Origin of the sequence: Murinocardiopsis flavida (assembly GCF_003014485.1) — a bacterium.
Classification (GTDB): domain Bacteria; phylum Actinomycetota; class Actinomycetes; order Streptosporangiales; family Streptosporangiaceae; genus Murinocardiopsis; species Murinocardiopsis flavida.
On the sequence record NZ_PYGA01000032.1, the window covers coordinates 14,738 to 28,627 of the forward strand.

Here is a 13,890-nt window from a genome sequence, read left to right on the forward strand (position 1 = left end):
TCTCCCCGCGACGATACGCGCACCGGTGCGGCGGATGCGGCCCGATGGTGAGTACCCTGCTGCGATGCCCCACAACGAGTACCTCGCCGAAGGCCCGCGTGTCGCCGTCCGCAGGGTGACGCGGCGGGACGAGGACGGGTTCACCGCGGCGATCCGGGCGAGCGCCGCGCTGCACCACCCGTGGGTGTCGATGCCCGCGACACCGGTGGCGTTCCACAACTACGTGGCGCGGTTCGACGGGTCCTCAGATGTCGGCCTGGTGGTGTGCGAGCGGCGGACGGACCGGCTCGCGGGGTTCGTCAACATCAACAACATCGTCGGCGGCGCCCTACAGAGCGGTGCGCTCGGGTACGCGGCGTTCGCGGGGGCCGAGGGGCGCGGGTACATCAGCGAGGGGGTCGGGCTCGTCGTCGGGTTCGCGTTCGCGATGCTCGGGCTGCACCGCCTGGAGGCCAACATCCAACCGGACAACGCCCCGTCGCGCCGCCTGGTTCAGCGCAACGGTTTCCGCCTGGAGGGGTACTCGCCGGAGTTCCTCTTCGTCAACGGAGCCTGGCGCGACCACGAACGCTGGGCCACCCTCCGCCCGAAGGGGACCATTCCCACAGGCAGTGGCCCACTCACCGCATGACTCCCTCACCGCATGACCCCTGGTCGAATCCGCCCCGGACATGGCACGCTCCTGTCCGGCTCCGGCCATGGGGTCCGCGCTGACGATCCCCGCTCCGACCTGCACAAATACACGATGTGCAAGCGTGTGCCCAGCTCACGACGTGTCGTAATTCGGTGACAGAGCGAAGCATGTGGGGTACCGTCATTCTGCTGTCTCCCCCAACAGCGGAGGTTCACCGTGTTCCATCCCCCAGTTCAATTGCACGGCCCCCACGAGGACCGCTCGTCCACGGCCTGCCCATACCGCCATCGCGAAGCGGGCGCCTGATATGGAGACGACGACCCGGATCCCCGGCAGCCTCAAGGCCGTGCGCGTTCTGCTCTACATTTTCGCCGGAATCTCCGTACTGAGTTCCGCGGGCATGTTCCTCGCAGAGGAACCCTCTCCGCTTCTGCTCCTGGCGGTATTCGCCTTCGTCTTCATTCCCGGGGCAGCGGCGTTCCTCTTGGCGATGCTGCTGCCGAAGGGGGGCACCGTGGTCTTCTGCGGCTTGGTCCTCTTCGGCGTGGGCGGGATCCTCACTTCGCTGCTCTCTGTCGGCGAAGGGCCCCAGTGGATAACCCAGATGCTCATCCCTGTGCTGGTGCTGATCCTCACGCTCACATCGAACTCGCGTGAGTTCATGTTGCGCCGCTGACCTTTAATTCAACCCATCCGGGCGGCATCGTGATGCCCCTCGTTCTTTCCATGCTGTCTTGACCCGCTCAGATTTTCCCCCGATCGCAAAGCGGTGAGTCTCATGCTGCGCGTAATCCACGATCCCGAGCGCGGAGCGTCCCTTGTCGAGTACGCGGCCGTCATCGTCCTCAGCGCGGCGATCATGGCGTCCCTCGTCAACGCCGGGATAACGACCGTCATCACCGACTCGGTCGAGAAGTCCGTCGAACGCCTGCTCAACCCTGACGGTGAGGGCCCGCCGTCGGCAGGCGGCCAGGGCGGACGTGGGTCTGGCGGGTCAGGCGGTGGCCCGGATGGTGGTCAGGGCGGTCCGGGGAGCCCCGACAGCCCGGGTAACGCTGGGGGCTCCGGATCCAATGACCCCGGGGGCAGCGGTCAGGCGCAGCCTGCCGCGAATTCCTCTGGTCAGAAGGGCGGCCTGAATCCGGACAGCGGGACGTCGTCCGGTGGTCCCGGCGGGCCCGCCGGATTGGCGAACGCCTTCCACCCGGGTGGCGCGCCCCTACAGCAAGTGGACTGGGGCGGGGTACTCGACAAGCTCCCCGACCACGACGTCTACCTGCCGAACCCCGGAATGAAACTCAGCGAATGGCTTGCCCCGGGGTCTCATATACCAAGGAAGGTCGCCGAGTCCCACGGATACAAAGAAGACACTCCCGGCGGACTGGCAGGCGAAATACACAAATACGATAAGCATCTTGGATCCATCATCGGGGATCTGGCAACCGCCCCGGGAAACTTCGCCCTGCACCCCATCGAAGGTGTCAAGAGCGCCTACAATTCGGCGGTGTCGGCCGGAAGCGAGCAGCTCGATGGATATCAGAAGATCATCGAGGACACCAAGAGCGGCATAGTGGGCGGCGACCCATTAGCAGCGGCTGCCGGTTTGCCGAAAATGCTGAAATACCATTTCATTGATGCCCCGGTCAGTCCGGGCGGGTGGCTGGTCAACAAAAAGGCGCGGGGGTATTTCGGCAAGGGAGAATATGGAAAGGGAGCCGCAGAGGTAACCGGATCACTCGGTGATCTGCTCCCCGGGGTAAAGATCGCGAGGCTGCTCGGCGGTAAGGGCCCCTCCCCGGACACGCCTGACAAGGGCGGTTCCCCAGACACGCCGGACAAGGGCGGCTCGGTCCGCGCCGGCGGGCAACCGCAGCAGGGCAAGCCCAAGGGTGGCCGCCCCACTGGTGAGCCGGACCCGAATAAGGAAGGCGGCGGAGACCCTAAGCCCGGGTGCAAGACGGGCAACAGCTTCGTCCCGGGCACTCTCGTCCTCCTGGCGAGTGGTGCCCAGGTGCCGATCGAGGACATCGAGGTCGGCGACGAGGTCCACGCCTTCGACCCCCGCACCGGCGAAGAGGGCCCCCGCCCGGTCATCGACCTGATCGAGGGCACCGGCAAGAAGACCCTCGTAGACATCACCGTCACCAACGACGACGGCACCAAGGGGACCGTCACCGCAACCGACGAACACCCGTTCTGGGTCCCAGACAAGGCCGAGTGGGTCGATGCCATCGACCTCAAGGCAGGAAGCTGGCTCCGAACCAGCAACGGCACCTGGGTGCAGGTCAGCTCGATCGAACACCAAACTGTCGCTCGTCAGCGAGTCCGCAACCTGACCGTTGCGGAACTCCACACCTACTATGTTTTTGTAAATGCGTCTCCGGTGCTTGTCCACAACAGCAACTGCCTGATCGGAAAACCCCTACGAAAAGGTATATTCGGGCAGAGCAAGAGAGATCTTGAACAGAGAATTGGTGAGGTAGTCGACTTCTACGACATGAACGGCAGGCCACCTGCGATGACTCATCAAGGCCGCCGACGAGGCGGCGCGGTGGGAGAATACGGGAATGCAAACGGCCAGTTGCCGAATCGACCCCCTGGCTACTACAAGGAAAGCGATGTCTGGCCGTCCGCTCGTGGCACAGGAAACCGTGGCGCTGAACGTATCGTCTTTGGAAAGAAAGGAGAGGTGTATTATACTTCAAGTCATTATAATAGCTTTATTAGGGTTCGGTAAGATCATGGCAGTTGTTGGGTGATTGGTATGCGCTGGCGGTCGGTTCCTAGGGTGCTGGAGGGGATTGAAAATCCCCCATACTTTCTGGATTATCGAGATAGAGATAAGCATGTTTCTGCCCTGAATAATAGCGGATTTCAGGTCGTCAATATCGATGCCGATGAGATTCAATCGGAAAGAGATGCTTCTTTCTTGGTGGCCAGGGCTCTGGGGTACCCGGATTTCTTTGGAGGAGGGTGGGATGCGCTATTTGACTTGCTGACAACTGAGTTTCAGGATCGCCCGAGAATTCTCGCTGTCGGCCTGCTTGATTCACATAAGCTGGCCAGTCGCAATTTGCGACTTTTTGTAAACATTTCATGGAATCTATTAAATGCCACGGACACTGTAAATTATGAGGGCGAAGGAGAATGGCAGCTCGAATTCTTCTACTGGGGAAATTGGGATGAGTATTCATGATATCTGTTTTCAGAATACATCTCTGGAAAGTTTGCAGCATTGACCCTCAGGGTTAAATCGGTGTCTGAACTTGGGGTCAGGTGCGGTAGTGCGCGCCTGTCGACGTCTCGTCCTTGGTGAGGTGGCGGTCCAGGTAGAGGCCCTCCAGGGCTGGTTCCACGGCGGCTGCCGCGTGGCCCCTGGTGGATTGTTCGATGGTGTGTTGAGTTCGGGCACGTTTGCCGTGACCGCGTCCGCACCGTGACTGCTCTCGCGCTGGTCAGATCCACGTGACCGCTTTCGGCCAAAAATGAAGGGGATTCATGTGAATCATGACTCTCGTTCGTTGCTTTGAACTGGGAAAACAGGAAACAGGCAAGGATTGGGCCATCGCATAACCCATGTGACTGCGTCGCGACGCGACGTTACGGTGGGGGGACGCCTTCATCCCCCAAGTTTCTGAGAGGCGCGACCATGGGTCGTCAACTTCCTTCCAGCGTCAAGGCCACGCGTGTGCTGCTGTTCATCGCCGCGGGCCTCTACGCCGTCACGATCGTCGTCGCCAACTACCTCTACGGGTTCAACGGCGTCACCCACGCCTACCTGGTGTGGACGTGCTGGCCCGGTGTGTTCGCCTTCGCCTTCGCGCTGCGCATCCCCAAGGGCGGCAAGCTGCTGATGTGGTCGATCGTGGTCCTTGAGGTCCTGCGAATCATGATGTCGCTCGGCGAACTCGACACCGGCCAGGGGTTCACCCAGATGATCCTGCCGGTCGTGACCATGATCGCCGTTCTCAAGCGGCCTTCCCGGCAGTACTTCGCGGCGAAGACCCCGGTAAACGCCTGACCTCTTTCCACGCCTGGGCCCTCGCGCCCTCGGCGTCCGTCATGCCCTGATCTGTGCCTGGCCGAGATCCGATCCCGGTCAGCATCCCCCGCACTGATTGCGACTGCGCATGCTCCGAAGCATCCATGACCCAGACCGCGGCGCCACGATGGTGGAGTACTGCGCCGTGCTCATCCTCAGCGCGGCCGTCCTCGGCTCGCTGTTGAGCTCGGGCCTGATCGGCTCGATCAGGACCGGAGCCACGTCGGCCCTTGAGGCACTGCTCGGGACCGGTCCGCCGCCCGCGGCTTCCGGCCCGGACGCCCAACAATCTCCAGGACCCGACCTGGGCACCCCGCCCCCAGCGGATCCCGGAGGCAAGGGCGCCGGAGGAGGCACCTCCAAGGCGCCGAATACCGGTGGGAAGGGCGAACCGGGACGCACGATCAAGACCGGGACGGGGGACCCGACCAACCTCTCCGGGTGGATGTCGGACTTCTACGAATCCATCGCGGGCCAGGCCGAGGAATCGGGCAAGAGTGCCGGCAAAGCCGCGGCAGACGAGTTCGGCGACGCCAAGAAAGACTTGTGGAAGTACACCAAGGACAAAGCCGGCGGTGTACGCGATGGCACGGTGAACACGTGGAACTCCTGGCTACAGGACTCGAAAGACCTTGGTGAAAAGTCCGCGCTGGAGACCCGGGAGGTCCACAAGAAGTACGGGGGCTGGGCGGCCACCGGGTATTCGATGTACGCGGGCCAACGCGATCAGTGGTGGTCCGCTGAAGCCTCGCCCGGCGGATTCGCCCGCCGTGGTGCGGCCGACCTGTTCGACAAGGAGTTCTGGGAGGCCACGGAACGCAGCGAGAACGGGGCAGAACCAGCCGCCGTCCTTGCCTACAACGTGCTCGGCTACGCCAACCCGCTGGATAAGGGCAAATGGCTGAAACTGCTCGGTACCCCGAACAGTGTGAAGCCGGGTCGACCGGACCCGAAACCCGATCCCCGTGCTGACGGAGGCAAACCCGGCGCGACCGACCCGTCCGACAAGGGACAGCACGACGATGACCGCGACACCGAGGACGAGCCCGACGCCCCGAGCTGTCCGAGACCCAAGAACAGTTTCGTCCCCGGGACCCCGGTGCTACTCGCGGACGGCTCGACCAAGCCGATCGAGGACATCGAGGTCGGCGACGAGGTCCACGCCTTCGACCCCCGCGCCGGCGAAGAGGGGCCTCGCCCGGTCACCGACCTGATCCAGGGCACCGGCAAGAAGACCCTCGTCGACATCACCGTCATCAACGACGACGGCACCAAGGGGAACGTCACCGCAACCGACGAACACCCCTTCTGGGTCCCGGACCGTGCCGAGTGGGTCGACGCCATCGACCTACAGTCCGACGCCCGGATCCGGACCAGCCAGGGGACTTGGGCGGAGATCACCGAGGTTGAAACTCGAGTGGGACTCGCACAACGAGTCCATAACATAACAGTCGACGAACTCCATACCTATTATGTGGGCAAGGGCGGCGCGACTCTACTCACACATAACGCGTCACCCAAGAAGCTTCCGCCGGGGTGCGGACTCACCGCAGATCCTAGTACCGCACCATTTACTAGCAAGTCCATTATCACAACAACGAAATATGAAGGCGATAAAAGCTTTAGGTTGGACGTGGAAAACAATGGTCCGGGCGTCCCGGGGAGGGCGAATATTCACATTCAATTGAAGGGAAAGGGAAATGACCAGAAGAAGGATAAGTTCTTTTATAATCCAAAAGAAAAAACGTGGACGAGCGAAGATGGTCGAAAGCCGCCGAAGAAGGTTTTGAAAATGATCAAACAGAAGCATATAAATAGTGCGTTGAGGAAATTGGGTTTGGAGGAAGAATGATTTCAAATGCAAGAATGAAGCGCATCATTGAACTGTCTGGTGGGCGGCATTTGTGGGATGCAAGCATAGAAGAAGAATTGCAGGGCTTTGCTGCTGAAGGGTTGAAGTGGGATGACAGGGGGATGGTGCTTACTGGTGACTATTTTAGCCTTGAGGAAGGGGTGAATTACAGTTCGGAAGACTTGATGGACATTGAGCTCAATGTAAATGATTTCAAAGTCGAAGATGAAGGTATTAAGAAAACAAGAGAAGATTATTTGGTTGAAATGCTGTCGAGGGCGTTGACGTTTTCAGCAAGAGTCCTTGAGCATTCTCGTGCTCTGGATAAATCGGATTTGATCCAAGCGCTGATTGCTGTCGGGGTTGACGATGATTATCGCATTCATGGAACAACCGTAAAGTTCTTCTTGTATCGTGATGGATTTCCATCCGATTTCAAGGACTTGGAGAAGTTTTCGATAGAAGCGGTGGCGCTTATTAGTATCCTGGATCTACCTGGGTATTCTGTTGGTTCAGATTACGTCCTGTAGATGGAATTGCTATTGGTTTCCTCTTTGGTGAGGTGGCGGTCCAGGTAGAGGCCCTCTAGGGCTAGTTCTACGGCGGCGGCTGCGTGGCCCCTGGTGGATTCTTCGGGGGTGTCTTCGGCGCCCGTGCGTTTGAGGAGGTCGGCCAGGCCCGTGAAGGGGCCGATGCGGTCGAGGATGTCGGCGGCGGGGACGAGGTCGCCGGTTTCGACTGTGGCGCCGGTGGCGAAGAGTTCGGTGAGGGCGCCGAGGTCGGCGCCGCCGAGGAGTTCGCGGTAGGTCTCGCTGGTGGCGCGCCGCAGCAGGTGGCGCAGGACGTCGGTCTCGCGGCCCTCTTCGCCGGCCTCGAACTCGATCTTGCCGCGCAGGGTCTCCGCGACGGATTGCAGGTCGCAGACGCGGGCGACCGGGTGCCGCTCGCCGGTCACCGCGGCCCGGCGGGACGCCGACGCCGCGGCCGTCTCCACGGCGGCGATCGCGAAGCGCGCCGACACGCCCGACCTGTCGTCCACCGACGGGGAGGCGCGCACCAGCCGGGTGAAGCCCGCGACGATCCGCACCACGTGGTCGGGCACCTCGGCGGCGCCGTCGAGGGCGGCCTCCTGGCGGATCAGCGCGCTCTCGGCCGCGATGTCCTGCGGGTAGTGGGTGCGGATCTCCGCGCCGAAGCGGTCCTTGAGCGGGGTGATGATGCGCCCCCGGTTGGTGTAGTCCTCCGGGTTGGCGCTGGCGACGACCAGCAGGTCGAGCGGCAGCCGCAGGGTGTGCCCGCGTACCTGGAGGTCCCGTTCCTGGAGCACGTTGAAGAGCGCGACCTGGACGCGGGCCGCGAGGTCGGGCAGTTCGTTCAGGCCGAACACGCCGCGGTTCGACCGCGGGACGAGCCCGTAGTGCACGGTCTCGGGGTCGTCGAGGGTGCGGCCCTCGGCCAGTTTCACCGGGTCGACGTCGCCGATCAGGTCGCCCACCCCGGTGTCGGGGGTGGCGAGCTTCTCGCCGTAGCGGGCATCGCGGTGCAGCCACTCGACGGCCAGCGCGTCGCCCTGCTCGGCGGCGATGCGCCGGCAGCGGGGGCACACCGGTGCATAGGGGTGGTCGTTGATCGGGCAGCCGCCCACGATCGGCGTCCACTCGTCCAGCAGCCCGGTCAGGGTGCGGATGAGCCGGGTCTTGCCCTGCCCCCGCTCGCCGAGGAGGACGACGTCGTGCCCCGCGATCAGCGCGCGTTCGAGGTGCGGCAGGACGGTGGCGTCGAAGCCGACCACACCGGGGAAGCGCTCCTCGCCCGTCCGCAGCCGGTGCAGCAGGTTCTCCCTGATCTCGGTGCGTACGGCGCGGTGCTGGTGCCCGGTGTCGCGCAGCGCGCGCAGCGTCGTCGGCCGCGCGGATCCGGGTGTGAGGGGGGCAACGGACATGCGGCAGAGTCTATGCAGCGGGCCGGTGCGGGCGCGGGCGGAGCGGAACACGCCGTCCCGAAACGCAATCCCGGCGGAAGAATCCCTGGAGAGAACGGAAATACCGCGGCGCGTCCACCGGTTCGACGCGACGGGGCTGGGAAGATGGACTGCCAAGAGCGGGATCCTGGAACACCGGGATCACGGAGTACGCGAGGAGGAGTGGCGAGTGGCACGGTTCGGTGACGCGCTGGCAACGGGCGTCGACTTGGTGAGCGCAGCGGAGCGCGCGGTGCTCAGTGCCCTCGAACCGCTCGACGGCCGTGCCGACCTCGTGTGCTTCTTCGTGTCGGGCAACGACCCCGAGGAGGTCGTCCTCGCAGGCGAGCGCGTCATGGCGCTCGCCGGGGACGCGGCCACCCTGGGGTGCAGCTCGACCGGTGTCATCGGCGGCGGCCGCGGAGTCGAGGAACAGGGGGCCGTGAGCGTGTGGGCGGCGTCGCTGCCCGGCGCCTCGCTGACCCCGTTCCGGTTGGACGCCATCCCCGAAGGCGACCACGTCACCGTGGTCGGCATGGACGAGCCCGCACCGGACGACACAGTGGCTCTGCTGCTCGCCGACCCGTACGAGTTCCCGGCGCAGTCGTTCATGCGCCGCTCGACCGATGTGCTGGGCGGACTGCCCATCGTCGGCGGGCTGGCCGACGGCCCCCACGGCAGGGAGTCCGTCCGCCTGTTCTCCCAGGGGAAGGCCGTCGACAGCGGGGCTGTGGGGCTGCTCCTGGGCGGCGAGTCGGTCGTCGGGACCGTCATCAGCCAGGGCTGCCGCCCCATCGGGCCGTCGATGGTGGTCACCAAGGTCGACGGGAGCAGTGTGCTGGAGCTCGCCGGGACCTCCGCCTACGGCAAGCTCGAGGACATCCTCAACGCCCTGCCGCCCGAGGAGCAGGACCTCGCCGCCAATGGGCTGCACATCGGCGTGGCGATGGACGAGTACGCCGATCGGCACGACCGCGGCGACTTCCTCATCCGCGCCGTTGCGGGCGCCGACGCCGAGGCGGGCACTCTCGCCTTCAGCGAGGCCGTGGAGGTCGGGCAGACCGTCCGGTTCCAGGTCCGCGACCAGGCCAGTGCGGATGCCGACCTGCTCGACCGGCTCGGCGCCTTCGCAGAGGACAGCGGGGAGCGTGTCACCGCGGCCCTGCTCTTCTCCTGCAACGGACGCGGCAGCGCCATGTTCGCCTCGGCCGACCACGACGTCCGCTGCGTGCGGGAGGTGCTGGGGATCGGCCCGGTGAGCGGGTTCTTCGGCGCGGGCGAGATCGGCCCGGTCGCCGGCCGCAACCACGTGCACGCGTTCACGGCCTGCGTGCTCGCCTTCGGCGACGCACCGGCGGCGTCCGCCAGCCCGGACGCCGGGTCGGGAGTGGCGGACACCCCCGGATAGCCCCAATGCCGTTGACTTAACGGGTGCGAGGGTTTCCTCACGCCCCTGATGACCTCGGGCGAGGGGGCGCGGCGCACCCCTGGTGCCCTCGGGCAAAGGGGGTGTGCGGCACGCCTTTGAAGACCTCAGGCGCAGCGGGTGGGCTGCCGTCGCGGATGCTTCGCAATCGCGACGGCAGCCTCGGTGCGGGCCTGGCGGGGGCCATCGGCGTCGTGCTCGGCCTCCTGCTGCGCCCGGTTCGCGGAGTGTCGCGCACCGGAGGCCCGCGGCGGCGGCCTCCGTCTTCAGCCGGGCCCACGAGCACTCCATCGCCCATTTGGATCAACGGCATTGCGGATAGCCCCACCGCCCGCAGAGAGACGCGCCTTTGGGCCTGACCGGTCGGGTGCCGGATGTTCTCGGCACCCGCCCACCGGCGCAGCCCCGGTGTGGCTCTGCGCACTCGTCGGTACCGCGTGCGGCTCGCTCTCGCCCATTATTTGAACCATGGTACTACTAGTACGTTGGTTCAACTAGTGAGGGGGTCGCGATGCGAACGGGGACGACTGGGCGTGCCGGGTGGCGGGAGTGGAGTGGTCTCGCGCTGCTGGCGCTGCCGACGATGCTGCTCGGACTCGACGTGACGGCGCTCTATCTCGTCGTCCCGAACGTGGCCGCCGACCTCGATCCGACGGCGGCGGAGACCCTGTGGATCATGGACGCCTACGGCTTCTTCATCGCCGGGTTCCTGATCACGATGGGCACGCTGGGCGACAGGATCGGGCGGCGGCGGCTCCTGATGGTCGGCGCGGCGGCGTTCGGGGTGGTGTCGGTGTTCGCGGCGTTCGCCCCCAGCGCCTTCCTGCTGATCGTGGCGCGTGCGCTGCTCGGTGTGGCCGGGGCGACGCTGATGCCGTCGACGCTGTCCCTGATCAGCACCCTGTTCACCGACGCCCGCCAGCGGGCGCTGGCGATCGGCGTGTGGGCCATGATGTTCGCCATGGGGATGGCCGCCGGCCCCGTCGTCGGCGGTGCGCTGGTCGCCGGGTTCTGGTGGGGCGCGGTCTTCCTGATCGCCGTTCCCGTCGCCGTGCTGGTGCTGGCGGGCGCGCCGGTGCTGCTGCCGGAGTACCGGGACCTCAGTGTCGGCCGGATCGACCTGCCGAGCATCGGCCTTTCCCTGGTGGCGATGCTGCCGCTCGTGTACGCGGTCAAGCAGGTGGCGGGCCACGGCGCCGACGTCCCGGCGCTGGTCGCCACCATCGTCGGCGGTGGCGCGGCGGTCGCCTTCGTGCGCCGCCAGTTGCGGTTGGCCGAGCCGCTGCTGGACATGAACCTGTTCGCCGGCCGGGCGTTCTCCGCCGCGCTGGGCGTCCTGCTGATCGGACTGGTCGGCTTCGGCGGGGTGATGTACCTGGTCACCCAGTATCTGCAACTCGTGGAGGGCCTTACGCCGATGGCGGCCGGCCTGTGGATGGGCCCGCCGGCGGGGGCGATGCTCATCGGGTCCCTCGGTGCGCCGCTGCTGGCGCGCCGCGTGTCCCCCGGCGTCGTCATGGCGGCGACCTTGGCGGTCTCGCTCCTCGGCTACGCCCTGCTGGCCTTGGCCGGGACGGGCGGCGCGGGCGGCGTGGACGGCTTGGACAGCTTGGACGGCAAGGTGAGCGTGGTCGCCGGGTTCGCGTTCGTCTACCTCGGGCTCGGCGTCATCGCCGCGCTCGGCACCGACATCGTCGTCGCCGCGGCGCCGCCGGAGAAGGCCGGGTCGGCCGCCGCGTTGTCGGAGACCGTCCAAGAGCTCGGCATCGCGGCGGGTGTGGCCGTCCTGGGCAGCCTCACCACGGCGGTCTACCGGGCCGCGCTCTATGTCCCGCCCGGGCTCTCACCCGCCGCGGCGGAGGCGTACGGCGACACCCTCGGCGGCGCGGTGTCGGTCATGGACCGGTTGCCGGACGGCGCGATCGACCACGCGCGGGCCGCGTTCACCACCGGGCTCAACATCAGCGCCGTCGTCGCGGGGCTCGGGGTCGCGGCGGCGGCGCTGGCCTGCGTCACCGTCCTGCGGCACATCCGGCCGCTCGGCGAGCCCGCCCCTGAGGCCGTACCGGTAGCCTCGGCTCATGGGACGGGCAATGCCGGGTGAACAGGGCGCGGTCGACGGCCGGAAGCTGCGCGGGCAGCGCCGCAGGGCCCAGATCATCGATGCGACGCTCACCATCGTCCGCCGCGACGGCGCCACCGGGGTCACCCACCGGACCGTCGCCAAAGAGGCCGGCATCACCACCAGCCTGACCCTCTACTATTTCGCGACGTTGGACGAACTGCTGATCGCGGCCCTGACCAGCGTCACGGACGCCTACACCCAGCGCATCCGGCAGGTCATCGACGCCGACGGCGACAAGATCGCCGGGTTGGCGCACCTCATCGCCGAATCCGCCGGACCGGGCCGGGAGCGGGCGCTCGCCGAACGGGAGTTGTCGACCCTCGCGGCGCGGCGCCCCGCTCTGCGCCCCGCGGTCCGCCGCTGGCGCGACAATGTCGCGGAGCTCGCCCGGACCCAGTCCGGCGACCCCGACACGATCGAGGCGTTCGTCGCCCTGTCCGACGGCCTGTGCACGGCCATCCTCCTCGACGACCGCGAGGCCGACCCCCGGCACATCAGGGCCGTCCTCACCAAGGCGCTGCTGGGGGCCTCCCACCGGCCGTAGCCGGGGCGGCACCGTCGCCGCGGAGCCTTAGAACGTCTCCACAGTGTGGGGACGCAGGTCGGTGCGCAGCGCCGCGTCGAGTGCCGCCGCCGCACCGGGGGTGTGCTCCCCTATGAGACCGGCGCGGACCAGGGCGCCGGCCGTCACGCAGCCCATGTGGCACGACGCGAGGTCGCGGACGTCGACGGTGAGGTCGGCCGGTCCGTCGGCGGGACGGTAGGTGCAGCCCTCGGGGGTCGCCGTGAGGCGGTGCCGCCCCGCGTTCTCGGGGCGGAGGCCGTCGCGGACGTCGAGGACCAGGTCGGCGGCTGCCGCCCAGGAACGGCCCTCCATCGCGGCCCGCACGTCGACCAGCCGCACCCGCAGGAGCGGCGCCCCGCCGACCACGCGCACCTGGTCGCGGTCGGCGGCGAAGAGCAGCAGCGGGTCGTCGGACGGCCGCCCCCACGCGCGCACCGTTGCGGTCAGGTCGATCGAGGCTAGGTAGCGCCACAGTGCGGCGGCCGCCGCCGGGGTGTCGGCCTCCAGTTCGTCGAGGCGGACCAGCCCGTGGGGGTCGCCGCCCTTGGTGCGGTAGACCGCGTACCCGGCGATCGGGTCGCCGAGCGCCACCACGCGGGGCGGGCCGAGGCCGCCGTCGTCCTCGTCCGTCGCGGCCAGCCACTCGTTGCGCCACCGCGTCTCGGTGCGTTCGAAGCGGCCGGCCCGCGCGGTGCGGGTGGCCTCGTAGTACGGGCCGATGAGCGCCGGGACGTCGGCCGGGTCGACAAGGCGGAGCGGCCGGTCGTCGGCGTCGATGCGCAGCCGGAGCGGCGTACGGGAGTCGATCTCGACGTTGACACCGTCGGTCGCGGCCCCGAAGCCGAACCGGCCGTAGATGATGTCCTCGGACGCCCAGAGGGCGGCGATCGGCCGCCCCTCGGCGGCGCAGCGGCGGTGGAGGTCCGCGATCATCCCGGACAGCACGCCGCGGCGGCGGTGGGTGGGGGCGACCGCGACGAAGCTCAGCCCCATGCAGGGCAGCTCGCCGCCCGGAACGGAGAGGTCGAAGGGGAGCGCCTCGGCGAACCCGACGAGGGAGTCGCCGTCGTAGGCGCCGATGCGCCCGCTCTCGCGCAGCTGCTCGTGGTGCTGCTTGCGCCTGTCGTCCGGCGGCTTCTCGTGGAAGGCGAGGTAGGCGAGGTCGAGCGCGCGGTCGATCTGGGACTCCGGGACCTCGCGGACCTCGAAGGCGGAACGGTGGTCCATGGTTCGGACAGTAGTCCGCGCCGGTCGGGTGCGCACCGGGTTTTCCGGGCGGCGCTGCG

12 protein-coding genes are annotated in these 13,890 nt (G+C 66.8%); 10 read left to right on the forward strand and 2 right to left on the reverse strand.

Going from position 1 to position 13,890, the window contains the following annotated elements; translation table 11 throughout:
• Positions 1-64: 64 nt before the first annotated feature.
• The 7 genes from CLV63_RS29820 to CLV63_RS33345 all read left to right on the forward strand — a co-directional run bounded on the left by CLV63_RS29820 (position 65) and on the right by CLV63_RS33345 (position 7,058).
• The gene (locus CLV63_RS29820; RefSeq protein WP_106586580.1) at positions 65-631 is read left to right on the forward strand and encodes a GNAT family N-acetyltransferase; all 567 of its coding nucleotides are present in this window, start codon (positions 65-67) and stop codon (positions 629-631) included.
• Between the two features lie 310 nt (positions 632-941).
• A complete protein-coding gene (locus CLV63_RS29825) occupies positions 942-1,310 on the forward strand; it encodes a hypothetical protein (RefSeq protein WP_106586581.1) in 369 nt (122 codons plus the stop codon).
• A 102-nt stretch (positions 1,311-1,412) separates the two neighbouring features.
• Positions 1,413-3,371, forward strand: a complete 1,959-nt coding sequence (locus CLV63_RS29830; protein WP_146165704.1) for a polymorphic toxin-type HINT domain-containing protein — start codon at positions 1,413-1,415, stop codon at positions 3,369-3,371.
• A gap of 51 nt (positions 3,372-3,422) precedes the next feature.
• A complete protein-coding gene (locus tag CLV63_RS29835) occupies positions 3,423-3,830 on the forward strand; it encodes a barstar family protein (protein ID WP_170134378.1) in 408 nt (135 codons plus the stop codon).
• Between the two features lie 453 nt (positions 3,831-4,283).
• The gene (locus CLV63_RS29840; protein ID WP_146165705.1) at positions 4,284-4,655 is read left to right on the forward strand and encodes a hypothetical protein; all 372 of its coding nucleotides are present in this window, start codon (positions 4,284-4,286) and stop codon (positions 4,653-4,655) included.
• Between the two features lie 109 nt (positions 4,656-4,764).
• Positions 4,765-6,528, forward strand: coding sequence for a Hint domain-containing protein (locus CLV63_RS29845; protein WP_106586585.1), 1,764 nt, complete (start codon positions 4,765-4,767; stop codon positions 6,526-6,528).
• 14 nt (positions 6,529-6,542) lie between these two features.
• The gene (locus tag CLV63_RS33345; protein WP_146165706.1) at positions 6,543-7,058 is read left to right on the forward strand and encodes a hypothetical protein; all 516 of its coding nucleotides are present in this window, start codon (positions 6,543-6,545) and stop codon (positions 7,056-7,058) included.
• Here CLV63_RS33345 and CLV63_RS29850 read toward each other — a convergent pair.
• The gene (locus CLV63_RS29850; RefSeq protein ID WP_106586586.1) at positions 7,046-8,470 is read right to left on the reverse strand and encodes a sigma 54-interacting transcriptional regulator; all 1,425 of its coding nucleotides are present in this window, start codon (positions 8,468-8,470) and stop codon (positions 7,046-7,048) included. The genes CLV63_RS33345 and CLV63_RS29850 overlap by 13 nt on opposite strands.
• Before the next feature lie 208 nt (positions 8,471-8,678).
• Here CLV63_RS29850 and CLV63_RS29855 point away from each other — a divergent pair, with 208 nt between their 5' ends.
• From CLV63_RS29855 to CLV63_RS29865, 3 genes are all read left to right on the forward strand, one after another.
• Positions 8,679-9,896, forward strand: a complete 1,218-nt coding sequence (locus CLV63_RS29855) for an FIST signal transduction protein (RefSeq protein WP_106586587.1) — start codon at positions 8,679-8,681, stop codon at positions 9,894-9,896.
• Positions 9,897-10,425: 529 nt separating this feature from the next.
• Entirely contained in the window at positions 10,426-12,018 is a 1,593-nt protein-coding gene (locus CLV63_RS29860; protein ID WP_106586588.1) for an MFS transporter, read from the forward strand.
• Positions 11,996-12,583: a TetR/AcrR family transcriptional regulator gene (locus tag CLV63_RS29865; protein WP_245929194.1), complete on the forward strand. Its 588-nt coding sequence runs from the start codon at positions 11,996-11,998 to the stop codon at positions 12,581-12,583. The genes CLV63_RS29860 and CLV63_RS29865 overlap by 23 nt, the downstream gene beginning before the upstream one ends.
• Positions 12,584-12,610: 27 nt before the next feature.
• On the opposite strand, the gene CLV63_RS29870 is transcribed toward CLV63_RS29865, so the two are convergent.
• The gene (locus CLV63_RS29870) at positions 12,611-13,831 is read right to left on the reverse strand and encodes a GNAT family N-acetyltransferase (RefSeq protein ID WP_106586590.1); all 1,221 of its coding nucleotides are present in this window, start codon (positions 13,829-13,831) and stop codon (positions 12,611-12,613) included.
• Between the last annotated feature and the right edge of the window lie 59 nt (positions 13,832-13,890).